Here is a 24,379-nt window from a genome sequence, read left to right on the forward strand (position 1 = left end):
CGTCGCACCCGGGCCGGAACCCCGCTCGTATAGTTACCCACCCGGTGTTCGGAGGTTGGTATGACGGATTGGCAGACCCTCAACGAGCAGGTGCGGTCGCGGCTGCTGGCGGTCGACGCTGGTACGGCCGTGGCGTTCGCCGCTATCACAGCGGAGCGGCTCATGCGGCTGGACCCGCAAGGGCTGCCGTTCACACAAAGCCTGCGACCTCTGCTCGATCTGGTGTGGCGTGCTGCCGCCGGCGATCAGACGGCCTTCAAGCCAATCGCCGTCACCCTCGGCGAGTTCTACATCAGCGAGTACTACCATAACGAGGGGCAGGACGGCCCGGATGACGCCGACGATGACCCGGCCGCAGCGATTCTCTACGCGGCGGAATGCTACCTCCACGCGGAGCCGGCCTTCGCCGTCCACGTCGCAGGCCGGGCCATCGACGCCGTCGACTACCGCATGGAACTGGCGTCCGAGGACTACACCGACGACGACATCGACTTCGACCCCGATGCCGCATTGAATGCGGAGGCGCGGCAACAACATGCCGACCTCGACACCCTCGCGCCGTACGCCACCCAGCTCTCGCGTGCCCGGTTTGGTCTACCTGTTGACGAGCAGGGACTTCTCCTGGCCGCGCTACGCGGCATGGTCGCCACACCACCTCCTACGCCGAGAGCTTTGGCGACGTGACGTGAACCGTCGAGACGTCCTCTTCCGGTAGGTGGCCCTCAGTCCCGCCGATTTACACCCTGCCGGCGCTGCGCTAGATCACCGCCCCCGATCCGGAGACCGACCGATGCCGTCGGGCGAAGGTCAACGCGGTGGCCGACAGGTACTCGTCATACGAGACGCGTCGCCTGCTCGTAGGCGACATGTCAGGAGCACCTGCCCGCCCTGGGCTCACCCGTGGCTCCATGTCGTGCGCTGATCCCGCATCGTCGGCGCGTACGGCGTTGCGTGCATCGGCTCTCGGTGCCACTGCGCGTCCCGCAGGCGCTTAGCCTGGTCGAGCAACCGCTGCTGTGCCGCTGCCTGCTCGGCGGCTTGGTGGCGCTGGCCAGTCCCAGGCGGCGGAGGCGAGTCCGCCCGCCGAAGTAGCCACCGCATGATGTCGCGCAGCTCGGACCGGATCGCCACAGGTTCCGCCTCCCTCGTCACGGGTTGGAGGGTGGCGACGGCAGCACGCCTGTCAGGCGTCGCGCTCGGGTTGACGCCGCCACCCGACGGACACAGTCGACGCAGCGGGTACTTCCTGCCGTCGTGTCCTGATCGGAACGCTATGGACGGCACGGTGCGTGATGGCACACCTACGCACCACTACTGGCTGGTGACTCCCATGCGTTCGCACAGGCCCCGCAGTTCGGTGGAGACAAGCCCTCGGCGCAGCAGTCCACGGGCGACTTCTCGCGCCGCCGTCGATGACCGGGTGTGCTGCGGGCCGACCCGCTCGGCCGCCAGCAGCATCCGCACCGCGTCTCGCTCCCGTTCAGCCGCCACCATCGCGCGGGCCATGTCCAGCCAGTAGTACACCTGCCGCACCGCCGGCAGCTCCCCGACCACCACGCCGGCAGCCGCCAGCAACCCCTCCTGCGGACGCCCGGTGTCGAGCAGGTAGGCCATCCGCCACAACGCCACGTTGCTCGGCCCCCACAACAGGTCCCAGCTCGTCGTCTCCCCGGTGTGCGCGGCGATCCGCGCCGCCTCGTCGAGGTGATCCTCGGCGGCGGACTGATCCTTCATGCCGGCGAGGTGATGCGCGCGGGCCAGGTGCAGGAACCCGAGCACATCCAACGAGGTGTCCGCGCCGCTGCCCACCAGGTCCGCACCGGCACGATCGCAGTACACCCGGGCCGGGCCGTACGCGCCGGTGTACGCCGACACCCGCGCCCGATTCGCCGCGGCCACCCCCACCGCAACCGGATCATTGTTGTCGTATCCGCAGCGCTTGTAGTGGTTGCCGTGCCGGACGGGTGAGGTGGTTGGGCCTGGATTCAGCCGGGCCACCCGTCGAGGTACTGGGCGAAGGAAACGTCGCCCCGCTCGTCACCGCCGATTTCCCGGAACTGGTCCAGGTCGTCGTAACCCGGCGTATCAGGCAGCAGCACCCGCAGGGGGTGCGTGGCGTGGTCGGCCAGGAACTTCCACAACGCCCGGGTCAACTCCGGCTGGTCGGAGTTGGCGCTGTAACCGTCCTGGAAATAGCCGATTCGCTGGTCCCCCAGCCGGTACGCGGTGCCCAGCGCCATACGCGTGGCGCACTGCGGACAGGCCAACCAGCCGGTGAGCGACACCCGAGAACCCCTCAATCACATCGTCATGCCACGCAGTCCCAGCATGCCAGCTCCGATCCGGTTGCCGTTCGGATCATGCACGGTCACCCAGACACCCCGGTATTTCGCCAGGTCCGCATCGGTGCGGCCGCCCCAGAACCGCTGCAGCAGGCGAACCACGTCGGTGCCGGCCGGCATCTGCACGAAGACCTCGCCGTCGTACTTAACTTGACGGGCGGCGCGGGACATCTCACCGCTGAAATTGCCCCCCTTGAGACACTTGACCTCCCGCCGGAACGCCGCGGTGCCGCCGGCTCCGAGGAAGGTGACGTCCGCCCCTTCGCCGCCCGGCCCCGCCACCTGCGGCCGGGTGTCCTGTGGGCCACGCAACGCGGCGTCGGCGTTGGCCTCGCTGAGTCGGAAGTTCTCGTTCGAATCGTCGATGAGCCGCCGGAGCGCCGCCGCTCGTTCTGCCGGCGGCAGGTTAATGCTCTTCTGGCCCCGGCAGGTGCCACAAGACTCGGCAGCCAACGTGACATTGCGTTTGAAGACCTCGAGCGGATCGGTCGGCAGGGAGGAGGGTCCATCCAACGCGGCCGTGCTGTGCATCGGAACGGAGAAGGTAGGTGGGCCAGCGGGCGAATTGGTGGAGCCGCCGACCCCGGACCCGCCCGCACCACAGCCGGCCAGCGCCACTGCGACGGCCAAGACCAACACGACAGTCTTGCCGCGCGACATCCCGTGACCCCCCGATACCCGTGAGTGCACCGAGGATACCGAGCTGGCAGTTCGCGCGGGGGCGACGAACTGCGGCGACAGTGTCTACGCGAGACGTGTCCGAGTCCCTGCTCGCGGGCGTGCCCGACCTTTCGCTTCGGCGGCCCGAAGCCCGGGCCGATCCGAGTGGGCTGCTCAGCGCCTAGGAACCGAGGGGCAGTTCCGCGGCGCGATTGCCGCAAGGCGGCGCAGGGCAGACCACATCGGCGCTCGGATCGTGTGACATTCCAGACTCAAGATCCGATGCAACGTATACCTGTGGGTGCGGCATCATCAGCAGATGAGGGAGGGATCGATCGCCGTGCGGGCGCGGGTTCGCCACGAGCCGGACCGCTCATATGCGGTACTGGTTGACGGACCGGACGGTGAGGTGGAGGTCGGCCGGACCTTCAAGACCAGCGAGGTGCTGGCGTTGGCCCGTGCCGGTGCGGCCCGCCTGTTCGGTGTGCCGGTGGAGAGCATCCGAACGGACGCCGGCACCGAGTTCCCTCGACCACCCTACGGGCGGGACGGACAGTGGGTACGCATCGTTGCAGCGACAGACCCGGACGACCCGTCGGAGGCTGAGCAGGTCGGCCGTCTGGGGCAGGCGCACTGGTTCGGTGCTGAGGGGGCTTGGTTCGTGACGGTGACCGGTTCCGGCACCGGCATACATCCCAGCGAGCACCTCGATTTCGCACCGACCGTGCGGGACGAAGAAGTCGCGGCGTTCCATGCCTACATCTCCGCGTCCACCGGGCGGGACAGCTAGCGGCACTCGCAGGCGAGGTCAGTCGGCCGCGTCGCGTTCGGCGGCCTCGATGTTGTCGTCGGTGACCACGAACATGCCGAGCAGCAGGGTAAGCGTCAGCACTCCCATGATGGCGAAGACCGCGCGGAGGCCGAAGACCTCGGCCGCGACGCCGCCGACCAGCGCGCCGGCCGGCATGCTTCCCCAGGCCAGCATTCGGTAGCCGCTGTTGACCCGGCCGAGCAGCCGGTCCGGGGTGATCCGTTGGCGTAGCGAGATGGTGATGACGTTCCAGGTGGCGAGCAGGATGCCGCCGACGAAGAAGACCGTACCGATCACGAACGGGTTGGTGCTCAGCGCCGGTACGCCGACGACGGCGGCCATCGCCAGCACGGAGAGCGCCAGGGTGCGGGACCGGCCGAGCCGTTGTTCGATCCGTGCGGTGGCGACCGAGCCGAGCACGATGCCGGCCGCGATGGTGGTGAGCAGGAGCCCGTACCCGGGTTCGGTGAGGCCGACGGCCGAGTCCGGGCCGACCGCATAGAGCACAAGCACGGCGAAGATGGCGCTGGTGATGAAGTTGCTGGTCCCGACCATTGTGGCCAGGGTGCGCAGCAGCCGGTGCCGCCAGAGGAAGCGCAGCCCTTCGGCGATGTCGGCGCGGATCGTCGTCGGCTCGTCGCGCTCGATCCGGAACCGGCCGGCGACCAGGAGCAGTGCGGCGACTGCCAGCGCCCACAGCACCGCCGGCCCGACGAGGGCCAGGGCCACTCCGGCGGCGACCAGGAAACCGGCGAGTGGTGGGCCGACGAACTGGTTGGCGGCCAGCTCCACGGCGGCGAGTCGGCCGTTGGCCCGGGGCAGTTGGTCGCGCGTGACCACCTGCGGCAGGATCGACTGGGCGGAGGTGTCGTAGAGGGTCTCGGCGGTGCCGAGGCCGAGCGCCACCAGATAGAGCAGCCAGATCGACCCGGCGTCGAAGGCCACCGCGAGCGCCAGCCCGCCGATGAGAACGGCGCGCAGGGTGTTGGCGGCAAGCATCACCCGACGCCTGTCGAGCCGGTCGGCGAGCGCCCCGGCCGGCAGCGCGAACAGCAGCCAGGACAGGCTGAACGCGGTGGCGACCCCGGCCACCAGCACCGGTGAGCGGGTGTAGCCGACGGCCACCAACGGCAGTGCGATCTTGACGATCCCGTCGGCGAGGTTGGACACCGCCGACGCTGACCAGAGCCGCCAGAACCGACCACCCAGCCGGCTCTCACAAGCCGCGTGCGCCGCTCCCTGGTCCGTACGCACTGGTTCCTCGACCCCCGTCACGCCGCCGATCATGGCAGCGTCGCGGCGACCGGCGAAAGGCCGCTGGCCTTTCACTGAGTGAAAGAGACGCTGCCGATCAGCACTCGGGTCACGGGATCATCCGACTGCACCCCGCTCCCGTCCCGAGAGAGGTTGGGTCACGATGGCGTTCGCCCGCAACCAGTGGTACGTGACGGCCTACAGCAACGAGGTCGGGCGGGATCTGCTCGCCCGCACCGTGCTCGGTGAGCCGCTAGTCCTCTACCGCACCGAGTCCGGGGAGGCCGTGGCGCTCGCCGACAGGTGCGTGCACCGGCGCTACCCGCTCTCCGAGAGCCGCCTCGACGGCGACACCATTGTCTGCGGCTACCACGGTTTCACCTACGACCAGACCGGCACCTGCGTCTTCGTCCCGGGTCAGCAACGCATCCCGCGGACCGCGCGGGTCGCCGCGTACCCGGTGGTGGAGCAGGATTCGCTGATCTGGGTGTGGATCGGCGACCGGGAGCGCGCGGACCCGACCACGATTCCCCGCGCCCCCTGGCTGGACGACCCCCGGTACACGGTGGTGCGCGGGATGGCGCCGCTGAACGCCCGGTACAGCCTGCTCGTGGACAACCTGATGGACCTGTCGCACGAGACCTACCTGCACGGCGGCTACATCGGCACCCCGGAGGTGGCGAACACGCCGATCACCACCGAGGTCGACGAGGAACGCGGCATCGTCTACGTCAGCCGGCACATGGACGACGCCGAGTGCCCGCCGTTCTACGCCAAGTCGACAGGCATCCAGGGCCGGATCACCCGCTGGCAGGACATCGAGTTCCACCCGCCGTGCCTGTACCTGCTGCACAGCCGGATCGCGCCGCAGGGCCTCTACCCGCCGGCCGAGGACGAGGACAGCGACGCCTTCCACGCCGAGATCGTGTACGCCATCACGCCGTCGACGGAGAACACCACATACGACTTCTGGGCGGTGGCCCGCGACTTCGCCATCGACGACGAGTCGGTGAGCGAGTACCTGCACCAGAGCAACCACACGGTGGTCATGCAGGACGTGACGGCGCTGAACATCCTGGAGCAGGTGATCGCGTCCGAGCCGGACAAGTACCAGGAACTCAGCATCAACATCGACACCGGCGGGCTCGCCGCCCGGCGGCTGATCGCCCGGATGGTCGAGGCGGGGACGGTGGGGGCACCCCGATGACCGAGCCGGCCCGGATGCTCACCGGCGACCGGATCTACCGGATCCACTGGATGCCGGGCACCGACACGCTGCGCGGGATCTGTCACTGCGGCGCCGAGCGCGTCGCCGAGGAACCTGTCGAGTTGTGGGAGTGGCTGCTCGCCCATCCGTACGGTCATCAGCCGCCGGAGCTGGTCCCGCCGGCACCCCAGGCCGCCACCGGGACGCCGGTGTCGCCTGCCCCGACCCGGTCGGCGGTGCCGGCGTGACCGACGACAACCTGGCCGGCGCGGAGCTGGTGGTGGCCGACCGGGACTGGCCGGCGACGGGTGTCGCCGTGCTGAGCCTGTGTCGACCCGGCGGCGGCGACCTGCCCGCCTGGTCTCCCGGCGCGCACCTCGACCTGGAACTCGGGCCGGGGCTGGTACGCCAGTACTCGCTCTGCGGCGACCCGGCCGACCGGGCCACCCTGCGGGTCGCGGTGCAGCTGGAGCCGGAGGGGCGCGGTGGCTCACGGCATGTGCACGAGCGGCTCACCCCGGGCGCGACTGTCCGGGTGCGCGGACCACGGAACAACTTTCCGCTGGTGACGGCCTCGCGCTACCTGTTCGTCGCCGGTGGTATCGGTATCACGCCGATCAGCCCGATGGTCGCCGCCGCCGACGCCGCCGGAGCCGACTGGCGGCTGGTGTACGGCGGACGCAGCCGCGCCACGATGGCCTTCGCCGACGCGCTGCGGGAGAAGTACGGCGACCGGGTGAGCCTGTACCCGCAGGACGAGACCGGCCTGCTCGACCTGGACGAGCTGCTGGGACAGCCGACGGACGGGCTCGTCTACTGCTGCGGGCCGGAGTCGTTGATCGCGGCGGTGGAGCAACGCTGCCGGACCTGGCCCGCCGGGGCCCTGCACGTCGAGCGCTTCACGCCGCTGGCCACCGCCGATGCCGTCGACACCGCTGTCGAGGTCGAACTCGCCCTCAGTGGCCGGACGCTGACCGTGCCGCCGGGCACGTCGATCCTGGCGGCGGTGGAGGCGGCCGGCGTGCAGGTGCTGTCCTCGTGCCGGGAGGGCACCTGCGGCACCTGCGAGACACCTGTGCTCGACGGTGTGCCGGAGCACCGGGACAGCCTGCTCACCGAGGCGGAACGGGCCGTCGGCGACACCATGATGATCTGCGTTTCGCGGTCCGTCACGCCCCGACTGACGCTGGAGCTGTGACCGGCGGGCCGGGGTCGGCATGATGGCGGGGTGGACGCGCAACCCGGACGGTCGGTCACCAGCAAGGTGCTGGCCCTGCTCGACGCGTTCACCCCGGCCGGTCCGGCGCTGACCCTCAGCGAGCTGGCCCGCCGGGCCGACCTGCCGCTGCCCACCGCCTCCCGGCGGGTCGCCGAGCTGCTCGCCTGGGGTGCGCTGGAGCGGGGCGACGACGGGCGGTACCGGATCGGGTTGCGGCTGTGGGAGGTCGGTTCCCTCGCCCCCGGGGGCTCGGGCTGCGCGAACTGGCGCTGCCGACGATGGAGGACCTCTACGAGGTGACCCACGAGAACGTCCAGCTCGCCGTCCGGCAGGACGTCGAACTCGTCTTCATCGAACGCATCGCCGGGCGGCACGCGGTGCCGGTGCTCACCCGGGTCGGTGGCCGCTTTGCGTTGCACGCCACCGGCGTCGGGCTGGTGCTGCTGGCGTACGCGCCGGCCGAGATCCAGGAGCAGGTGCTGGCCGCGCCGCTGGAGCGGTACACCCCGCTGACCGTCACCGACCCCGGACGGCTGCGCCGTGCTCTGGCCGAGGTGCGCCGCACCGGGTACGCCGTCAGCGACAGGCAGGTCACCATGGACGCTCTCTCGGTCGCCGCGCCGATCTGCGGACCCGAGGGCGCGGTGGTCGCCGCGATCTCACTGGTGGTCGCCCAGCACCGGGCGGACCCGGTGGCGCTGGCACCGCTGGTCCAGGCGGCCGGCCGGACCATCTCCCGGTCGCTCGGCACGTCGTACGGATCCCGGCGGTCGGCCGGCTGAGGCTGGTACCGCCCCGTCACCTGGCGCAGTAACGTGTCCGGGTGTTGATGCGCTCTGGCCAGACCCGCACCGACGGAACCACCACCGGGGCGTCGTCGTGATGAGCGACGGTCTGGGCGAACGGTTGCCGCCGGGGTCGTCGTCGGAGCGGGCGGCGGTCGGGCGGGCCCGGGCCCAGCGTCTGCTGGTGACCCTGCTCGGCGACCACTGGCACGCCGGTCGTTCACCACTGCCGTCCGGGGGCCTGGTGGCGGTCCTCGCGGAGTTCGGCATCGCGCCCGCGAACGCCCGTGCCACGCTCGCCCGGCTGACCCAGCGGGGCATGCTCCAGCGGACCAAGGAGGGCCGGCGGACCAGTTACCGGTTGACCGAGCCGGCCTGGCACATCCTCCAGCGCGGAGCGCGGCGCATCTTCGCCACCACCGACGAGAGTGGCTGGGACGGCAGTTGGACGCTCATCGCGTTCACGGTGCCGATGGAGGACGCGAACCAGCGTCGCCTGATCCGGGCTCGGTTGCGTTGGTTGACGTTCTGGCCGTTGTACGACGCGACCTGGGTGACGCCGCACGACCGGCGCCACGAGGCACGGGAGCAGCTAAGCGAACTCGGGGTCACCGACGCGGTGATCCTGCGGTCCACCGAGCTGGAGCTGCTGCCGGCCGGCCGGGCGCGGCTGGAGGCCGCCTGGCGGATCGACGAGGTGGCCGCCGGCTACCGGGACTTCCTGCACCGTTACCGCGATCTGGCGGGTCGTGCCGCAGCCGGTGGGGTGCTGCCGGCGGAGGCGCTCGTCGCGCGTACCCGGCTGGTCAGCGACTGGCGGGCGCTTGTCGGCGCCGACCCTGACCTGCCCGCCGAGTTCCTGCCCCGGTCGTTTCCGCGCGCCGAGGCGCGGGCGATGTTCCTGAGCATCTCCGAGGCGCTGGCGCCGCTGGCCCAGAAACGCTTCGAGGACCTCGTCCAGCGGCTCGAACCGGTCTGACCGCACCGGCCCGCCGCACATCCGTGCCGAGCCCGGCCCAGGGCCACCTCGTGGCATTGATGCATTGCACTTCCATTGACTGCCGGTCAGTTTTCGCATTACGTTTTCTCCGTGCCTCCGGCCCCGGAGGCCCAGCCGCCCGTCCCCGGCTGAAAGGGGTCCTGCCATGCCCACCCACCGTTCGAGGAGGAGCGCCCGGCACCGACCCCTCCGGGTGGCGTTGACCGCGCTCGTCGCCACCGCACTTGTCGGCAGCTCCGCACCGGCCGGCGCGGCCACCGTGGCCGGCAGGGGCAGCCACAGTGGCTTCGACGTGGCGGTCGTGTCCGGCCGCGCGGACATGGTCAGCGGCGGCGACGCCCTGGTGCGGGTCACCGTGCCGCGCACCGTCGCACCCCATCGGGTCAAGGTCCGCCTCGACGGCCGTGACGTGACAGGTCGTTTCCGCCCGGCCGGCGACAAGCGGACCCTGCTCGGCCTGGTGGACCGGTTGAAGCTGGGCCGCAACCGGATCGAGGTCCGCGCGCACGGGCCGGGCTGGGGCCGACCCGGCGCCACGCTGACGCTTGTCAACCATCCGGCCGCCGGCCCGGTCTTCTCCGGGCCGCACATCCCACTCTTCTGCACCGCCTCGGGCAGCCCGTGGCATCTGGGCCCGGTCGACGAGAACTGCCACGTCGCCGAGCCCCAGGTCAGCTACCGCTACCGCAGCACCGCCGGCAGCTTCGTCGACCTGCCCGACGGTCCGCTACCGGCGGACGTGGCCAGCACCACCACCACTGCCGGCCGGACCGTCCCGTACGTGGTGCGGATCGAACGCGGCACCATCAACCGGGCGGTGTACGAGATCGCCATGCTGCACCAGCCGGGCACGCCGGCCCCGAGCCCGTGGACGAGCACCCGTGGCTGGAACGAACGGCTGGTCTACACCTTCGGCGGCGCCTGCGGCATCGGCCACACCCAGGCCACCAGCACCGGCGGCGTCGTCGACGACACGCTGCTGCGGCGCGGGTACGCGGTGGCCAGCGCGACATTCAACGTGTACGCGCACAACTGCAACGACGTCACCTCCGCCGAGACGGCCATGATGGTCAAGGAACACTTCATCGAGACGCTCGGCGTACCGGCCTTCACCATGGGGTGGGGCGGATCGGCCGGCACCATGCAGCAGTTGCTGATCTCGAACGCGTACCCCGGCATCCTGGACGGCGTCATCGGCAGCATCGGCTACCCCGACGAGCGCTCCACCACCATCTCCGGCCACGAGTGCCGGTTCATCTCCCAGGCGGCCGCCGCCGCTGGGCTGTCGGCGGCCCAGCAGAGCGCCGTCAGCGGCTTCGGCAGCCCGAACACCTGCTTCGGTTACCAGTTCTTCGACAGTGTGGACTGGCCGACCGCCTGCCCCGCCCACATCCCCGCCGACCGGCGTTACCACCCGGACACCAACCCGGAGGGCATCCGCTGCGCCATGGCGGACTTCGTGTCGAACGTGTACGGCGTCGACAAGCGGACCGGTGCCGGCCGGCCGATCATCCCGGACACCGTCGGCGTGCAGTACGGCCTGGCGACGCTCAAGGCGGGCGTGCTCAGCCCGGAGCAGTTCGTCCGGCTCAACGAGGGCATCGGCGGCCTGGACGTGGAGGGCAACCGCACCCCGCAGCGCACCTCGGCGAACGTCGCGGCGCTCAGCACGGCGTACGCCACGGGCCGGGTCAACCAGTTCGACGGCGGGCTGCGCTGGACCCCGATCATCGAGACGCGGGGATACACCGATCCCACCGGCGACTTCCACGACCGGTTCCGCTCCTGGACGATGCGGGAGCGGCTGGTGCGGGCCAACGGCAACGCTGACAACCACGTGAGCGTGACCGGCCCGCCGGGAGCGACGAGCGCGGCGATCCAGGAGCAGGCGCTCACCGACATGGACGCCTGGCTGACCGCGCGCGGCAGGCTCGCGGCGGCCCGTCCGCACCTCGACGCCGTCGCGCTCACCCGACTGTCGCGACCGCGCGGCGTGGCCGACAGCTGCGTCACGCCCGACGGGGAGCGGATCGTGGAGCGGCTGACCCTCGATCCGCAGGCCCGGTGCAACCAGCTCTACCCGTACCACCGCAATCCCCGGGTGGTCGCGGGCGGACCCACCACGTCGGCGGTGCTCAAGTGCCAGCTCCAGCCGCTGCGGAAATCGCTGTACGGGGTGGACTTCACCGCCGAGCAGTGGCAGCGGTTGCGAGCGGTCTTCCCCGGCGGCGTCTGTGACTGGTCGAAGCCGGGCGTCGGCCAGCGTCGGCTCGCCGGCACCTGGATCCGTTTCTGACGGGCAGCACCTGGTCGGGGAGGCTCGCCACGGGCGAGCCTCCCCGACCACGCTCAGTCGGGAAACGCGAGCAACCGCAGCAGACCGGCCAGCCGCTCGTGCTCCTCGGGGGTCACCGGGGCCAGCAGGCCCCGCTCCACGGCGCGGGCGGCCTTCTGGGCGCGGGCGAAGAGGTCCCGACCGGCGTCGGTCGCGACGAGGACGTTTGCCCGCCGGTCGGCGGGGTCGGTGCGGCGCTCCACCAACTGACGCTGTTCGAGGCCGTCGACGAGCGCGACGACCTGGCTCGGGTCGAGGCGGAGGAACTCGGCAAGCTCCCGCTGCGTGGGTCGGGCCCCGTCGGCGGCAAGCGCGAGCACGGAGTAGGACCGCGCCTTGAGCCCGTGCTCGGCGAGGGCGGCGTTTGCCGCCGCGAGCGTGAGGGCGTTGGCGCGGGCCAGCAGAAAGACCAGGTCACCGCCGAGCACGCTGTCCCGCAGGGCGTCCCGCCCCGGCAGCCGGGTCTTAGAGGCCATGACCGTGATGGTAGCAAGTTTCACCAATGATTGACATTTTCAATGGTCCGTGCTCAGATCGGGTGGACACGAAGGAGTTCTCCATGTCCCTGGACGGCAAGGTCGCCATCGTCACCGGGTCCGGACGCGGTCTCGGCCTCGCGTACGCGCAGGAGCTCGCCCGACAGGGCGCCGCCGTGGTGGTGAACGACGTCGACGCGCAGACCACTGCCGACGCCGTCGCGTCGATCCAGGCGCTGGGCGGCCGGGCCGCCGCGGTTGTCGCTCCGGTCGGCCTGACCGAGACCGCCGAGCAGCTTGTCGCCACCGCTGTCGAGACCTTCGGTCGACTCGACATCCTGGTCACCAACGCCGGTGTCCTGCGCGACACCGTGCTGTGGAAGATGACCGACGAGGACTTCGACACCGTCATCAACGTGCACCTGCGCGGCACCTTCACCACCGTGCGCGCGGCGGTGCAGCACATGCGGGCGGCCGGCGAGGGCGGGCGCATCATCTGCATCGGCTCCCCCACCGGCCAGCGCGGCAACTTCGGTCAGACCAACTACGCCGCCGCCAAGGCGGGCATCGTCGGCATGACGCGCACCTGGGCGCTGGAGCTCAAGCGCGCCGGCATCACCGCGAACACGGTGGTGCCGGTGGCCGCGACCGCCATGACCGCGACCATCCCCTACTTCGCCGCCGCCGTGCAGGCGGCCGACAAGGGCGAGCCGATGCCGGCGTTCTTCCGGCACGATCTCGGCTTCGGCACGGCCGACGACGTGGCCGGGCTCATCGCCTTCCTCGGCTCCGAGGCGGCCGGCGGCATCACCGGGCAGGTGATCGGGATCGGCGGCGACCGGCTCCAGGTCTGGACCCACCCGGAGGCGGCCCTCACCGCCTACCGCGAGGGCGGCTGGACGTACGACGCCCTGCTCGAAGCCGGGCCGGCGACTTTCGCCGGTGCGACGCAGAGCGTCGGCGAGCGGTTCCCGGACCTCCCCGAGGAGTTCAAGACCGCCGCCTCCTGACCCGCCGGACGAAAGTTCCCACCATGTACCAACCCGCCATCGACCTCGACGTCGTCACCGCCATCGACATGCACGTGCACATCGAGGTCGACGAGCACGGCCACAACTCGCTGCCCGACGATCTGGTGGCGGCGGTGTCGAAGTACTTCAAGGCCGACGGACCGCGCCCGGCGATCGAGGCGGTGGCGCAGTACTACCGGGAACGCCAGATGGCGGCGGTGGTGTTCACCGTGGACGCCCGCACCCAACTGGCGCACCAGCCGCTGTCGAGCGTGGAGATCGCCCGCGCCGCGTCCGAGCACGCCGACGTCCTGATTCCCTTCGGCTCCGTCGACCCGCGCACCGGGGCGGCGGCGCTCGACCTCGCCACCCGGCTGATCGAGGACGAGGGCGTACGCGGCTTCAAGTTCCATCCCACGGTGCAGGGCTTCGATCCCAGCGACGAGCAGTACGCGCCGCTGTGGGGCCTGCTGGAGAAGGCAGGCGTGCCGGCGTTGTTCCACACCGGGCAGACCGGGATCGGTGCCGGGATGCCGGGGGGCTACGGCTTCCGGCTCGGCCTGTCGAACCCGATGCTGCTCGATCCCGTCGCGGCCGAGTTCCCGGAGCTTCAGATCATCATGGCCCACCCGTCGGTGCCGTGGCAGGACGAGGCGCTGTCGGTGGCCACCCACAAGCCCAACACCTGGATCGACCTGTCCGGCTGGAGCCCGAAGTACTTCCCGGCCGAGCTGGTGCGCTACGCGAACTCGCTGCTCAAGCGCCGGGTGTTGTTCGGCACCGACTATCCGCTGCTCACCCCCGAGCGGTGGCTCCGGGACGTGCGCGGCACCGACCTCAAGCCCGAGGTGCTCCCCGGCATCCTGAAGGACAACGCCGTCCGGCTGTTGCGCCTGTCCAGCTGACGACGAGAGGAAGCTCATGACGACCACGATCACCTACGAACAGCTCGCCGACCTTGCCGGCACCGACCTCGGTTACACCGACTACCGGACGGTCACCCAGGACCAGGTGAACCTCTTCGCCGACGCCACCGACGACCACCAGTGGATCCACGTCGACCCCGAGCGGGCGAAGAACGGGCCGTTCGGCGCGCCCATCGCGCACGGCTTCCTCACCCTCTCCCTGGCGGTGCCCTTCTGGACCGAGCTGCTCGACGTGAAGGGTGTCACCACGAAGGTCAACTACGGCCTCGACAAGGTGCGTTTCCCGGCTCCCGTCACTGTCGGCTCGCGGGTCCGCATGACCGCGACCGTGGCCGAGGTCGTCGCGGTGGCCGGCGGCTACCAGATCGCCGTCGACCAGACGATCGAGATCGACGGCGGCACCAAGCCCGCAGTGGTGGCACGCGGCCTGTACCGCTTCTACGCCTGACGGCCGCCGACGCACCGGGGCCGGACACATCGGCAGACCGGGCACGCATCGACGCACCATCCTCCACCACCGGGAGACGCTGATGCACGAACAGGGAATCGGTGCCTGGCTGGCCAAGCGCCGACTCAAGTCCCCCGACAAGGTCGCTCTCGTGCACGGCGAGGGCGACAGCGTGACGTACCGCCAGTTCGCCGACGCCGCCGACCGGTTCGCCGCGCTGCTGCGGCAACTCGGTGTCGGCAAGGGCGACGCGGTGGCGTACCTGGGCGAGAACAGCCCGGACTTCCTCCAGGTGATGTTCGGCGCGGCCCGGCTGGGTGCCGTCTTCGTGCCGGTCAACACCCGGCTGGCGCCGCCCGAGGTGGCCCACGTGCTCACCGACTGCGGCGCGCGGGTGCTGATCCACGATCCCGAGTTCGGCGAGCGGGTGGCCGCCGCCCGCACCGGGGAGTCGCCCCGCGTCGTGGTCACCGGGGCGGGCACGACCGACCATCCGGGGCTGGCCCGCCTGCTGAGCACGACCGCCGTGGACGACGCTGCCGCCGCCGAGGTGGGCATGGACGACCCGGCCGCGATCATCTACACCTCGGGTACGACCGGCCGGGCCAAGGGCGCGGTGCTGACCCACGCCAACCTCACCTGGGTCGCGCTCAACTGCGTCGTCGACTACGACGTCGTCTCGACCGACGTGGCGCTGATGATCTCCCCGTTGTTCCACGTCGCGTCCCTCGGCATGGGCGCGCTGCCGGTCATCCTCAAGGGCGCCACGCTCGTGCTGGAGAAGGGCTTCGAGCCGGGCCGCGCGCTCGCCCAGATCCAGCGGCACGGCGTCACCATGCTCAGCGGCGTGCCGACCACCTACCAGTTGATGGCCGACCATCCGGACTGGGCCAGCACCGACCTGTCGACGCTGAGCAAGCTCACCTGCGGCGGTTCGGCGGTACCCACCCGGATTCTCAACGCCTACGAGGAACGCGGCCTGTCGTTCTCGCAGGGCTACGGCATGACCGAGGCGTCGCCGGGCGCGACGTCGTTGCCGCCCGCGATGACCCGCGCCAAGCAGGGCAGCGTGGGACTCCCCCACTTCTTCACGAGCGTGCGGATCGCCGACGAAAACGGCGAGCCGATCGCCGACGGCGGCATCGGTGAGATCCAGATCAGCGGCCCGAACCTCTTCCCCGGCTACCACCTGTTGCCGGAGGCGACGGACGAGGCGTTCACCCCGGACGGCTGGTTCCGCTCGGGCGACCTGGGATACCTGGACGCCGACGGCTACCTCTACATCTCGGGCCGACTCAAAGACATGATCATCTCGGGGGGCGAGAACATCTACCCGGCCGAGATCGAGGTCCTGCTCGGCGAGATCGACGGGGTGACGGGGGCGGCGGTCATCGGCGTACCCGACGCGCGGTGGGGCGAGGTGCCGTGGGCCATCCTGACGGTCCGCAAGGGTGTCACCGTCGACGTCGACACCGTGCGGCAGTTCCTGGACGGCCGGGTCGCCCGCTACAAGCTGCCCAAGAACGTGGTCGTCGTCGACGAGCTACCGCGTACCGCCTCGGGCAAGGTGCGCAAGGCCGACCTACGCAACCGGTACGGCGGTTAGCCCGCCGACCGGGCTCGCCCGCGCGGGCCGGGCCCGTCCGGGCACGGCTCAGGAGGCGCGGTCCAGATCCGCCTCCGACTTGCCGGGTCGCCGCCCGGCCCGTACGGCGGCACCGCCACCGTTCCTCGGCGTCGCACCGGCGCCACCGGTCATGAGGGCGGCGAACTCCTCGGCGGACGCCGCGGCCAGCCGCTCGTGCATCCGCCGGTACACCTGAGTTGACCGCCCGGCCGGCCACCGGGCGTCCATGAACTCGCGCGGCAGTCTCGGGTCCGCGCGCAGCAAGGCGAGCCAGTCGGCCACCAGCATCGTCCGCACGGTGAGCGCGCTCGGTGCCTGCGTCGCGGCGCCGGGGTCGTCCCACACCTCGATGAACGCCAGGTGCTCGCGCCGGATCGCCTCGATGTCCCACGCCGCGCGGACACTGTCGGCGATCGGAAACCCGGCGAGTTCCCGGGCGTGGAAGGCGATCACCGTCTTGGGGGGCAGGTCCCGGCACAGCGGCTCCAGTGACCCGGCGAGGTCGACCTCGCCCGGTGCCAACCAGAGACCGTCCCGCAGCGGCGCGAAACCCTCCCAGGTGAGGGTGGAACGCAACCGGTGGCGCAGGGTCCGTTGCCCCTCGGGGATGGTGAACGTGACGAGGGTCCAGCCGGTGCCCTGCGGATCGAACGGACGCGGGCCTCGAACCCGTTCGGTGGCCTCCCGCAACACCGCCACCCCGTGCTCGGTCAGCGAGAACTGGATCTCCCGGCCGCTCTTGCTGCGGTCGAGCATGCCGGTCTGCACCAGCCGGTCGAGGGTCGCCCGGGTCGCCGGTGCGGCGACACCGGCACCTTCGAGCACCCCGATCAGGACGCTGGCGCGGATCGGCCCTGGAGCATCGTCGACGACATGCTCGCCAAAGAACGCGAGCAGCAGCTGCTTCGGCTGACGACTGCGCACCGTTTTCCCTCTCGAGCGAACCCACAGGTCACGGGGCGACGGCCTGCCCACGCTTCGCACGCTGGATCTGGTCGTAGACATGCGTACGCAGCTCGGTGAAGCGCGGTAGCGCCCGGGTGGTGATCTGATCCCGCTCCGGCGGAAGGTCGACCGCGAGATCCTCCTGCACCCAGGTCGGCGAAGCCGACAACACCAGGACCCGTTCCCCAGGTAAACCGACTCGTCGATGTCGTGGGTAACGAAGAGAACCGAAATCTTGCGCGTCCGGTGCAGCTCGCGGACGAGGTCCTCCAGGTCCGCGCGGGTCTGCGCGTCGACCGCGGCGAACGGCTCGTCCATGATCAGCACCTCAGGTTGGTACGCGATGGCCCGCGCGATCGCCACCCGCTGCTGCATGCCGCCCGAGAGCTGCCAGGGGTGACTACGGGCCGCGTGCGCCAGCCCGACCGCCTCGATGGCGTCGGTGACGAGCTTGTCGCGTTCCTGGCGGGACAGCCGCTTGTGGCGCAGCGGCAGCTCGACGTTGCCCCGGACGGTCAGCCACGGGTAGAGGCTGCGGCCGTACTCCTGGAAGACCACGGCCATCGCGGGGCTCGGACCGGTCACCGGCTGCCCGTCCATCTCGACCAGGCCACTCGTCGGCCGGAGCAGGCCGGCAAGGCATTTCAACAGGGTCGTCTTGCCGCAGCCCGAGGGCCCCACGATGCAGACCAGTTCACCGGACCGCATGGTGAAGCTGATGTCCCCGATCGCCTCGACGTCGCCGTTCGCGGACTCGTAGACCTTGCGCAGGTGCTCCACCCGCAGCAGGGTGCTCCGGTCAGGCACGATTGACCTCCCTGATTCCGTGGTACCAGCGCAGCACCCGTCGCTCGACGACACCGAAGGTCGCGGCGAGGAGAACGCCGACGAGGCCGAGCAGGAGAATGCCGCTCCACATCTCGGCGATGAGGTAGTTGCGTTGGAAGTAGGCGATCCGGTAGCCCAGTCCGGCGGACGAGGCGAACATCTCCGAGATGACCATCAGGATCAGCGCGACCGAGAGACCCTGCCGGATCCCGGTCATGATCCGGGGGCTGGCCGCCGGGAGCACGAGGAACCGGAGCCGCTCCCACCAGGTGATCTGGAACGAGTCGGCGGTCTCGGACATCACGCTGTCGGTGGCTCGGACACCGTCGATCGTGTTCAGCAGGATCGGCCAGACCGCGCCGGAGACGATGACGACCACCTTCATCGTGTCGGTGATGCCGAGCAGCAGCATCACCACCGGGATCAGCACCGGCGGGGGGATGGCCCGGAAGAACTCCAGCAACGGTTCGAGCAGTTCGCGCAACGGCCGGAACAGGCCGATGAGCGTACCGGCGGCGATGCCGATCACGATCGAGGCCGCGATGCCGAGGGCGAGCCGGTAGAGGCTCGGCAGCACGTCGTCGACGAACGCGGGACCGATCCAGGTCTCCCGGAAGGCTTCGAGGATGGTGAGGGGGCCGGGAAAGAACCGGCTCGTCGACGAGGACGACGCCAGTCCCCAGATCACCAGCAGCAGGAAGGGCAGCCCGAGCGAGTAGAGGAAGCCCGCGGCGACGCGGTACCCGAGGCCACGCCCTCGCGACCGCTTGACGATCCGGTCGGTGTGCGCGCTCACAGGACCTCCTCCCCGCGTACGGACTGGTGCCACGACAACGAACGCCGCTCGATGAAGCGGAAGACGATGTTCACCAGGAGCCCGAGCAGCCCGGTGACCACCACGAAGGCGTACAGCCCGACGGAGTCACCGGCGGAGCGGGACAGCTCGATCATCCGACCCAGACCGGGATTGCCGATCACCATCTCGGCGGTGATGGCGAGGATGAGCGCGACGGCGGCGGCGAGCCTGACGCCCGTCATGAGGTACGGCAGGGCCGTCGGCAGCACCAGGTACGACAGCCGCTCGCGGCGGGTGAGTCCGAAGCTGCGGGCGGTGTCCCGGGCGACCGCGTCGACGTCGGCGACGCCGTAGATCACCTGCACGAACACCTGCCAGAACGACGCGTAGATGATGATGAGCAGGGCGGCCTGCATCTGGATGCCGAACAGCAGCACGGCGAGGGGAATCAGCGCCACCGACGGAATGGGCCGCAGGAACTCCACCACCGTGTGGGTGGCGCGGCGCAGGAAGGGCACCAGGCCGACGATCGTGCCGAGGACGACGGCGGCGGCGGTGGCCACGGCCAGCCCGATCGCCCACGAGGTCATGGTGTGTCCGAGCCGGCGCCAGAAGGCGAGGTCGCGGGACTCCTCGGCGAGCCGGGCGAGGACGTCGGTGACGTACGGCAGGTACTGCGAGTTGATCAGGCCCAGGGTCGGAACCAGCTGCCAGACGACGAGGAACCCGGTCAGCCCGGCAACGCCCAGCATCACCTTCCGCAGCGAACGGGGACGCCGGGTGGAGAAGACGTGCATGTTGCTCCCGTGTTCGGCGGCGACGCCCTTCCCGGCCGGTCACCGGGAAGGGCGGGACCGCGCCGGTTACTGCTGCTGGATGAGGCGGTCGAAGTTGGGCTGCTGATCGAGCACCTTGTACTTGCCGGCGAGCGTGGCCAGCGACTCCAGGCTCGCCCGGTCCAGCTCCCAACCGAACCGCGGCAGCTTCACCGAGTCCGCGACCGGCTCCGGGAGTTCCAGGTTGTCCTTGATCGCCTGCCGGACGGCCGCCTCGTTCGCGGAGTCCTGGGCCCACAGGAGCGTTTCCTTCATCGCCGCCGTGAAGTCGGCGATCAGCTCGGCGTCGGAGTCCATCTTGGCCTTCGTCGCGATGGTGGTGAGCGTCGCGAGCCCGGGCGCGACCGCCTGGTAGGGCGCCACGATGAAGGTGTCGCCACGGCTGCGCAGCTGGGTGACGAAGGGCTCCGGCACCCAGGCGGCGTCGATGTTGTCGGCTTCGAGCTGTGCCGGGACGTCGGGGAAGGCGACCTCGACGAACTTGATGGTGGTGGGGTCACCACCGTCCTTCTCCACCGCGGCCATGATCGTCACATCGCCGGCCGCCCCCAGGCTGTTGACCGCCACCCGCTTGCCGGCGAGCTCCGCCGGCCTGGTGATGCCCGACTTGGCCGAGGCCACCACGGCGTTGATGTCGTCGCCCTCGGCGTAGGACGACGCGTAGTTGCCGATCATCACGACGCCGAGGTCCTGCAGGTCGGCCCGGAACGGGCCGAACGGCTGACCGATGGCGAAGTCGATGTCGCCGTTGATGAGGGCGGGGATGGCCTGGGCGCCGCCCTGCGCGGGCAGCACCTCGACTGCGAGTCCGTGCTTCTCGAAGATGCCGGCCTTCATGCCGCCCCACAACGCGGCGGTCTCGGTGATGGGCAGGGCAGCGACCCGGACCTGGCGCAGTTCGCCGCTGTTCTCTCCCGAGGGGGTGGCATCCGAGTCCGTACATCCGGCGAGCGCGACCGCGAGACCGGCTATCAGCCCGAGCGTGAATACCTTCTTCATCGACAAGGCCCTTCCTGGGCGGGGGTGGTAGGTGCGTCAACACCGACAGGTGCCTGGGGACCAACGGCGGGTTCGATGTGAGTGAGATCACCCGGCCGTTTGGCCATCGTTAGCCACCGACCTTCGAATGTCAAGAAATTCTGACGCCCGTCATGGATCGGTTGAATATCGATTTGGCCACGTCACCCCAACGCGCGGACCAGTTCGGTACGGGAGCGGATGCCGAGCCGGTGGTAGATGTTGCGCAGATGGTGGTCGACGGTCCGGGTGGACAGGAACATCTGCGTGGCCACCTCCCGGTTGGTGGCGCCGGCGGCGACCAGGTGGGCGATGCGCAGTTGCTGACCGGTGAGCAGCCCTACGGCGTGCGGGTCCGGCGTACCGACGGACTCCCCCGCCGCGCGCAGCTCAACGGTGGCCTGCCGCGCCCACACCTCGGCACCGAGCACGGTGAAGGTCTGCCGGGCCCGGTGCAGGTGACCGCGGGCCTCACGGGGGCGGCGGGCGTGGCGCAGCTCCCGACCGAAGAGCAGCTCGGTACGCGCCCGTTCGAAGGTCGCGGCGTCGGACGGGTGCAGGGACAGCGCCAGCCGGAACTGGTGTTCGGCCTCGGCGCTGCCGCGCGGGGCCAGCAACGCGTGGCAGCGCGCCGACAGCGCTCGGCGCAGCGGGCTGGCGGTACTGCCGGCCCAGCGGTCGAAGACGGCGAGCGCCGCCCGGGCCCGGGCGTGCCGACCGTCGTGGGCGGCGGCCTCGACCAGGTGGGGCGTGGCCATCACCTGGACGAGGACCTGGCCCCGCCCGGTGCCGGGGCGGGCCAGCGCGACCAGCCGGTCCGCGGCGTCGGCGTACCTCGCGTCGACCAGGTCCAGCAACGCGAGGGCCCACTGGGCGAGGGCGTGCGGCCGGCTGCCCGGCACGACCGCGTCACCCAGCGCGGCGACGTGCCCCAGAGCGGCGTCGCGATCGGCCCGCACCGCCGCGAGCATGGCCAGCAAGCCGAGGTGTACGCCGCCGCTGGTGTGCTGACCGGCGGCCCGGGCCACCCGCAGTCCTTCCCGACAGCTCTTCGTCGCGGCGTCGTGCCGGCCCAGCCAGTACTCACTCATCGCGCGTAGTTCGAGCGCCCTCGGCAGCAGGGACACCTCGCCGTGCTCGGCCGACAGTTCGACGGCGCGGTCGGCCAGCCGGTACGCCGCGGCGTCCACCGCCACCAGCAGGCCGGCCACGGCCGCGCCGCTCAACGCGGTGGGGGTCTGTGCGGCACCGGTCAGCCGCCCGCCGAGCACCACCGCCCGGCGCAGCAGCGGGCCCGCGTGGGCGTGCTCGCCGCGCAGCGTGGCGGCGACCCCGGCGACCAGGGTGGTCAGCAGGTCCGCCCACGGCGGATCGCCGTCGCGGCGAAGGGCCGCCATCCGACGGGCCACCTCGGCGTAGCGGTACTGGTCGCCGGAGAAACAGGCGGCCTCGCCGGCTCGCACCAGTGCGACGAGTGCCGACTCACGGTCGACCTCGGCCAGCGCGGTCGCGGCGGCCAGCAGGGTCGACAGCGCGGCGGACGCCGAGTCGCAGCGCAGTCGCATCTCCCCGCGCAACAGTTCGGCGAGACCGCAGGTGGTGGCTGCCACCGTCCGGTCGCCTGCGGCTCCGGTGTCGGTGCCGAGGGCGACCGGGGCTGGTGGCGCTCCGTAGCGCCGGGTACCGGCAGGACCGGGCAGCGGGACCGCGACGCGGTGCAGCAACGCGCGGGCCCGGTCGGGGTCCCCCGCCTGCCAGGCGTAGCGGGCAGCGGTGACCTGCCGGCTGGCGGCGAGCTCCGGGGCGTCGCTGAGTTCGGCGGCCCGGGCCAACGCCGTAGCGGCGGCGGACCGGTCCACCGGGTCGCCCACCGCGTCCGCCAATTCGGTAGCCAGCGCCGGGTCCGGACCGTCGGTCGCGGCGGCCAGGTGCAGCGCCCGACGTAACCGGGCCCCGGTGCCGTCGAGGGCGGCGGCGAGCAGCAGATGCGCCTCGCGGCGCGCGGCGAGGGAGGCGGTCGCCTCGACCATGGCGCGGGCCAGGGGCCGGGGAAAGACCGCGCCACCCGGGGCCGTGAGCTGGAGCAGGCCGGCGGCCTCGGCCGGTGCGAGCGCCGCGACGCTGCTGCCGGCCGCCCGCAGCGCCCGACCGAGGGTGACCGGATCCGCCGCGTGACCCGGGCCGGCCGGGGTGTACGGATCCGCCACGTGTCCCGGGCCGGCCGGAGTCGGCGTGACGGGAGCGGTCGCGGCGAGCGCGGCCAGCAGCAGCGCGCGCCGCGTGTCGCCGGGCAGGCGGGACAGCATGCTCCGGTACGACCGGCCCAGGTCGCCGTCGGCCGGCGGGGTCGTGGGCAGCGGTTCCGTGCCGTGCCACTGGCCGGGTGTCAGCGAGTCCGCGAGGTCGACAAGCGCCTGCGGGTTCCCGGCGGCGAGGGCGCTCAGGGCGGCCAGCACCGGCCCGGGGGGTGGCGGCCCCGGGCGGCGAGCGGTCAGCAGGGCACGGCTGTCCGGCTCGTCGAGCGGCAGCAACCGACGACCGGGTACGGCGTCCGCCGCGCCGCTGCTGCCGGCGGTGAGCAGCAGGACGACGGGCAGGTGCGGCAACCGGCGGGCCACGAAGGTCAGCAACCGCGCCGTCGGGGCGTCACCCGCGTCGAGGTCGTCCATGGTGCACAACAGCGGGCCGTCGTGGGCGGCCTCGGCGAACAGCCCGAGTACGGCGTGGGAGAGCACGAGCTGGTCCTGGTCGCGGCAGCCCTCGCCGGTCACCGCCCGGCGCAGCACCTGTCGTTGCCTTTCGGGCAGCGCACCGGTGCGGTCGAGCACCGGATCGAGCAGCCGTTGCAGCCCGGCGTAGGGCAGCACCGCCTCGTCGGGCAGGCCGGCGGCGGCGAGCAGTCGGCGACCCCGACCGTGCCGGTGGGCGTACGCCAGCAGCGCGCTGCGCCCGGAACCGGGCTCGCCGTGCAGCAGCAGCGCTCGGCCGGCCGGTGCGGCGAGCAGGGTTCGGATCTCCCGGCACTCCGCCTGCCGGCCCCGTAGCACAGATATTTGCACTGTAGATGCATTAATCATGCATCGAGTCTCGCCTACCCGCAGGCACTTGAGAAGGGGTGAATGTGGGGCAGCCGCCGACAGCGGCGTGGGTCAGCTGTCGACCGGCTCGGCCAGCAGCGCGCCGACGGTGCGGGCCATCACCGCCCGGGCGGCGTCGACGCCCAACCCGAGTCCGTCGCGCAGGGTCGACCACGCCGGCCAGGTGCTCGCCGCCACCACGGCGTTGACCAGCTGTTCCCGCGCCGTCCCCGCGCGGTCCAGCTCCTCGGCGAACAGTTGCTCGACCTCGTCGCGTACCCGGGCGATGTGCTTGAGCCGGTTGCGCCGCAACTGCGCGGAGACCGGTTCGCGCATCTGCGCTGCCCGAGCCGAGGGCGCGATCAGTTGCAGCAGTTTCGCCCGCTGCCGGCAGAACGCGTCGACCCGCTTCGCCAACGGCAACCCGGGCGGGATCGGCCGCCACGCGGCGTCCTGCTGGCGCAGCAGCTCCGCGCCACTGGCCTCGAAGAGCGTCTCCATGTCCTTGAAGTTGGTCCAGAGCGTCCGCAGGGAGATGCCGGCCCGCTCGGCGATGCGCTCACCTGTCGGGCGCAGGTCACCCTCGGAGATGAGCGCGAGATGTGCCTCGACGATCGCCGCCCGGGTGCGCTCGGCCCGGGCGGTGCGCCCGTCGACCCGACCGGCCGCCTCGGCACTTACCATCCCCGCCGTCCCCCTCACCCCTGGCGTCGCGTTCATGCGAGCCGAGTCTAGGCGTCTGCTGAGACCCTGCCGGCCGAGCCTCGTCGAGCGGGCCCC

At 71.2% G+C, this 24,379-nt stretch carries 23 protein-coding genes and 1 pseudogene; 13 read left to right on the plus strand and 11 right to left on the minus strand.

The annotated features are described in order from the left end of the window. Positions 1-60: 60 nt before the first annotated feature. A complete protein-coding gene (locus CLT74_RS07910) occupies positions 61-684 on the plus strand; it encodes a hypothetical protein (protein ID WP_099845958.1) in 624 nt (207 codons plus the stop codon). Positions 685-1,311: 627 nt separating this feature from the next. On the opposite strand, the pseudogene CLT74_RS07920 reads toward CLT74_RS07910, so the two are convergent. The 3 genes and pseudogenes from CLT74_RS07920 to CLT74_RS07930 all read right to left on the minus strand — a co-directional run. After that, positions 1,312-1,920: pseudogene (locus CLT74_RS07920) on the minus strand (XRE family transcriptional regulator); the annotation flags it as partial. Between the two features lie 65 nt (positions 1,921-1,985). After that, complete coding sequence (locus tag CLT74_RS07925) at positions 1,986-2,285, minus strand: hypothetical protein (RefSeq protein ID WP_099845959.1); 300 nt, start codon at positions 2,283-2,285, stop codon at positions 1,986-1,988. A gap of 15 nt (positions 2,286-2,300) precedes the next feature. Then, positions 2,301-3,002 (minus strand): hypothetical protein, encoded by a 702-nt coding sequence (locus CLT74_RS07930; protein WP_143697108.1) that lies wholly within the window; start codon positions 3,000-3,002, stop codon positions 2,301-2,303. A gap of 319 nt (positions 3,003-3,321) precedes the next feature. Here CLT74_RS07930 and CLT74_RS07935 point away from each other — a divergent pair, with 319 nt between their 5' ends. Next, complete coding sequence (locus CLT74_RS07935; protein WP_143697109.1) at positions 3,322-3,792, plus strand: hypothetical protein; 471 nt, start codon at positions 3,322-3,324, stop codon at positions 3,790-3,792. An 18-nt stretch (positions 3,793-3,810) separates the two neighbouring features. On the opposite strand, the gene CLT74_RS07940 is transcribed toward CLT74_RS07935, so the two are convergent. Continuing rightward, positions 3,811-5,067, minus strand: a complete 1,257-nt coding sequence (locus CLT74_RS07940) for an MFS transporter (RefSeq protein WP_486582705.1) — start codon at positions 5,065-5,067, stop codon at positions 3,811-3,813. A gap of 163 nt (positions 5,068-5,230) precedes the next feature. Here CLT74_RS07940 and CLT74_RS07945 point away from each other — a divergent pair, with 163 nt between their 5' ends. The 7 genes from CLT74_RS07945 to CLT74_RS07970 all read left to right on the plus strand — a co-directional run bounded on the left by CLT74_RS07945 (position 5,231) and on the right by CLT74_RS07970 (position 11,574). Then, positions 5,231-6,274, plus strand: a complete 1,044-nt coding sequence (locus CLT74_RS07945; RefSeq protein WP_099845963.1) for a Rieske 2Fe-2S domain-containing protein — start codon at positions 5,231-5,233, stop codon at positions 6,272-6,274. Next, the gene (locus CLT74_RS07950) at positions 6,271-6,522 is read left to right on the plus strand and encodes a hypothetical protein (protein ID WP_099845964.1); all 252 of its coding nucleotides are present in this window, start codon (positions 6,271-6,273) and stop codon (positions 6,520-6,522) included. The genes CLT74_RS07945 and CLT74_RS07950 overlap by 4 nt, the downstream gene beginning before the upstream one ends. Continuing rightward, on the plus strand, positions 6,519-7,472 hold the full coding sequence (locus CLT74_RS07955; protein WP_486582131.1) for a PDR/VanB family oxidoreductase: 954 nt from the start codon (positions 6,519-6,521) through the stop codon (positions 7,470-7,472). The genes CLT74_RS07950 and CLT74_RS07955 overlap by 4 nt, the downstream gene beginning before the upstream one ends. 30 nt (positions 7,473-7,502) lie before the next feature. After that, positions 7,503-7,793: a helix-turn-helix domain-containing protein gene (locus CLT74_RS31195; RefSeq protein WP_486582133.1), complete on the plus strand. Its 291-nt coding sequence runs from the start codon at positions 7,503-7,505 to the stop codon at positions 7,791-7,793. Next, positions 7,772-8,275: an IclR family transcriptional regulator gene (locus CLT74_RS07960; protein ID WP_486582134.1), complete on the plus strand. Its 504-nt coding sequence runs from the start codon at positions 7,772-7,774 to the stop codon at positions 8,273-8,275. Before CLT74_RS31195 ends, CLT74_RS07960 begins: the two co-directional genes overlap by 22 nt. Before the next feature lie 100 nt (positions 8,276-8,375). After that, positions 8,376-9,257, plus strand: coding sequence for a PaaX family transcriptional regulator C-terminal domain-containing protein (locus CLT74_RS07965; RefSeq protein ID WP_099845965.1), 882 nt, complete (start codon positions 8,376-8,378; stop codon positions 9,255-9,257). A 166-nt stretch (positions 9,258-9,423) separates the two neighbouring features. After that, positions 9,424-11,574, plus strand: a complete 2,151-nt coding sequence (locus CLT74_RS07970) for a DUF6351 family protein (protein ID WP_143697110.1) — start codon at positions 9,424-9,426, stop codon at positions 11,572-11,574. Between the two features lie 53 nt (positions 11,575-11,627). Here the strand turns inward: CLT74_RS07970 and CLT74_RS07975 are convergent, their stop codons facing one another. Continuing rightward, on the minus strand, positions 11,628-12,089 hold the full coding sequence (locus tag CLT74_RS07975; RefSeq protein ID WP_099845967.1) for a MarR family transcriptional regulator: 462 nt from the start codon (positions 12,087-12,089) through the stop codon (positions 11,628-11,630). Positions 12,090-12,172: 83 nt separating this feature from the next. Here CLT74_RS07975 and CLT74_RS07980 point away from each other — a divergent pair, with 83 nt between their 5' ends. The 4 genes from CLT74_RS07980 to CLT74_RS07995 all read left to right on the plus strand — a co-directional run bounded on the left by CLT74_RS07980 (position 12,173) and on the right by CLT74_RS07995 (position 16,079). Continuing rightward, entirely contained in the window at positions 12,173-13,099 is a 927-nt protein-coding gene (locus tag CLT74_RS07980; protein WP_099851552.1) for an SDR family oxidoreductase, read from the plus strand. 23 nt (positions 13,100-13,122) lie between these two features. Beyond that, complete coding sequence (locus CLT74_RS07985; RefSeq protein ID WP_099845968.1) at positions 13,123-14,004, plus strand: amidohydrolase family protein; 882 nt, start codon at positions 13,123-13,125, stop codon at positions 14,002-14,004. Positions 14,005-14,020: 16 nt separating this feature from the next. After that, on the plus strand, positions 14,021-14,473 hold the full coding sequence (locus tag CLT74_RS07990) for a MaoC family dehydratase (protein WP_099845969.1): 453 nt from the start codon (positions 14,021-14,023) through the stop codon (positions 14,471-14,473). Between the two features lie 82 nt (positions 14,474-14,555). Beyond that, complete coding sequence (locus CLT74_RS07995; protein WP_099845970.1) at positions 14,556-16,079, plus strand: acyl-CoA synthetase; 1,524 nt, start codon at positions 14,556-14,558, stop codon at positions 16,077-16,079. 48 nt (positions 16,080-16,127) lie between these two features. Here CLT74_RS07995 and CLT74_RS31200 read toward each other — a convergent pair whose 3' ends face one another. The 6 genes from CLT74_RS31200 to CLT74_RS08030 all read right to left on the minus strand — a co-directional run bounded on the left by CLT74_RS31200 (position 16,128) and on the right by CLT74_RS08030 (position 24,283). Further along, entirely contained in the window at positions 16,128-17,852 is a 1,725-nt protein-coding gene (locus tag CLT74_RS31200; RefSeq protein WP_486582136.1) for an ATP-binding cassette domain-containing protein, read from the minus strand. After that, entirely contained in the window at positions 17,845-18,669 is an 825-nt protein-coding gene (locus CLT74_RS08010; protein WP_099845972.1) for an ABC transporter permease, read from the minus strand. Before CLT74_RS08010 ends, CLT74_RS31200 begins: the two co-directional genes overlap by 8 nt. Continuing rightward, positions 18,666-19,466 (minus strand): ABC transporter permease, encoded by an 801-nt coding sequence (locus CLT74_RS08015; RefSeq protein WP_486582137.1) that lies wholly within the window; start codon positions 19,464-19,466, stop codon positions 18,666-18,668. The genes CLT74_RS08010 and CLT74_RS08015 overlap by 4 nt, the downstream gene beginning before the upstream one ends. A 66-nt stretch (positions 19,467-19,532) precedes the next feature. Then, positions 19,533-20,504 (minus strand): ABC transporter substrate-binding protein, encoded by a 972-nt coding sequence (locus CLT74_RS08020; protein WP_099845973.1) that lies wholly within the window; start codon positions 20,502-20,504, stop codon positions 19,533-19,535. A gap of 182 nt (positions 20,505-20,686) precedes the next feature. Next, the gene (locus tag CLT74_RS08025; RefSeq protein WP_486582138.1) at positions 20,687-23,581 is read right to left on the minus strand and encodes a helix-turn-helix transcriptional regulator; all 2,895 of its coding nucleotides are present in this window, start codon (positions 23,579-23,581) and stop codon (positions 20,687-20,689) included. A 90-nt stretch (positions 23,582-23,671) separates the two neighbouring features. Beyond that, positions 23,672-24,283, minus strand: coding sequence for a TetR family transcriptional regulator (locus CLT74_RS08030; protein WP_099845975.1), 612 nt, complete (start codon positions 24,281-24,283; stop codon positions 23,672-23,674). Between the last annotated feature and the right edge of the window lie 96 nt (positions 24,284-24,379).

This window comes from Verrucosispora sp. CNZ293 (assembly GCF_002754655.1).

Coding starts and splice junctions, on each gene's coding strand:
- CLT74_RS07910 (WP_099845958.1), top strand. CDS start 61: ATGACGGATTGGCAGACCCTCAACGAGCAGGTGCGGTCGCGGCTGCTG.
- CLT74_RS07930 (WP_143697108.1), bottom strand. CDS start 3,002: ATGTCGCGCGGCAAGACTGTCGTGTTGGTCTTGGCCGTCGCAGTGGCG.
- CLT74_RS07935 (WP_143697109.1), top strand. CDS start 3,322: ATGAGGGAGGGATCGATCGCCGTGCGGGCGCGGGTTCGCCACGAGCCG.
- CLT74_RS07945 (WP_099845963.1), top strand. CDS start 5,231: ATGGCGTTCGCCCGCAACCAGTGGTACGTGACGGCCTACAGCAACGAG.
- CLT74_RS07950 (WP_099845964.1), top strand. CDS start 6,271: ATGACCGAGCCGGCCCGGATGCTCACCGGCGACCGGATCTACCGGATC.
- CLT74_RS07960 (WP_486582134.1), top strand. CDS start 7,772: ATGGAGGACCTCTACGAGGTGACCCACGAGAACGTCCAGCTCGCCGTC.
- CLT74_RS07965 (WP_099845965.1), top strand. CDS start 8,376: ATGAGCGACGGTCTGGGCGAACGGTTGCCGCCGGGGTCGTCGTCGGAG.
- CLT74_RS07970 (WP_143697110.1), top strand. CDS start 9,424: ATGCCCACCCACCGTTCGAGGAGGAGCGCCCGGCACCGACCCCTCCGG.
- CLT74_RS07975 (WP_099845967.1), bottom strand. CDS start 12,089: ATGGCCTCTAAGACCCGGCTGCCGGGGCGGGACGCCCTGCGGGACAGC.
- CLT74_RS07980 (WP_099851552.1), top strand. CDS start 12,173: ATGTCCCTGGACGGCAAGGTCGCCATCGTCACCGGGTCCGGACGCGGT.
- CLT74_RS07985 (WP_099845968.1), top strand. CDS start 13,123: ATGTACCAACCCGCCATCGACCTCGACGTCGTCACCGCCATCGACATG.
- CLT74_RS07990 (WP_099845969.1), top strand. CDS start 14,021: ATGACGACCACGATCACCTACGAACAGCTCGCCGACCTTGCCGGCACC.
- CLT74_RS07995 (WP_099845970.1), top strand. CDS start 14,556: ATGCACGAACAGGGAATCGGTGCCTGGCTGGCCAAGCGCCGACTCAAG.
- CLT74_RS08015 (WP_486582137.1), bottom strand. CDS start 19,466: ATGCACGTCTTCTCCACCCGGCGTCCCCGTTCGCTGCGGAAGGTGATG.
- CLT74_RS08020 (WP_099845973.1), bottom strand. CDS start 20,504: ATGAAGAAGGTATTCACGCTCGGGCTGATAGCCGGTCTCGCGGTCGCG.
- CLT74_RS08030 (WP_099845975.1), bottom strand. CDS start 24,283: ATGGTAAGTGCCGAGGCGGCCGGTCGGGTCGACGGGCGCACCGCCCGG.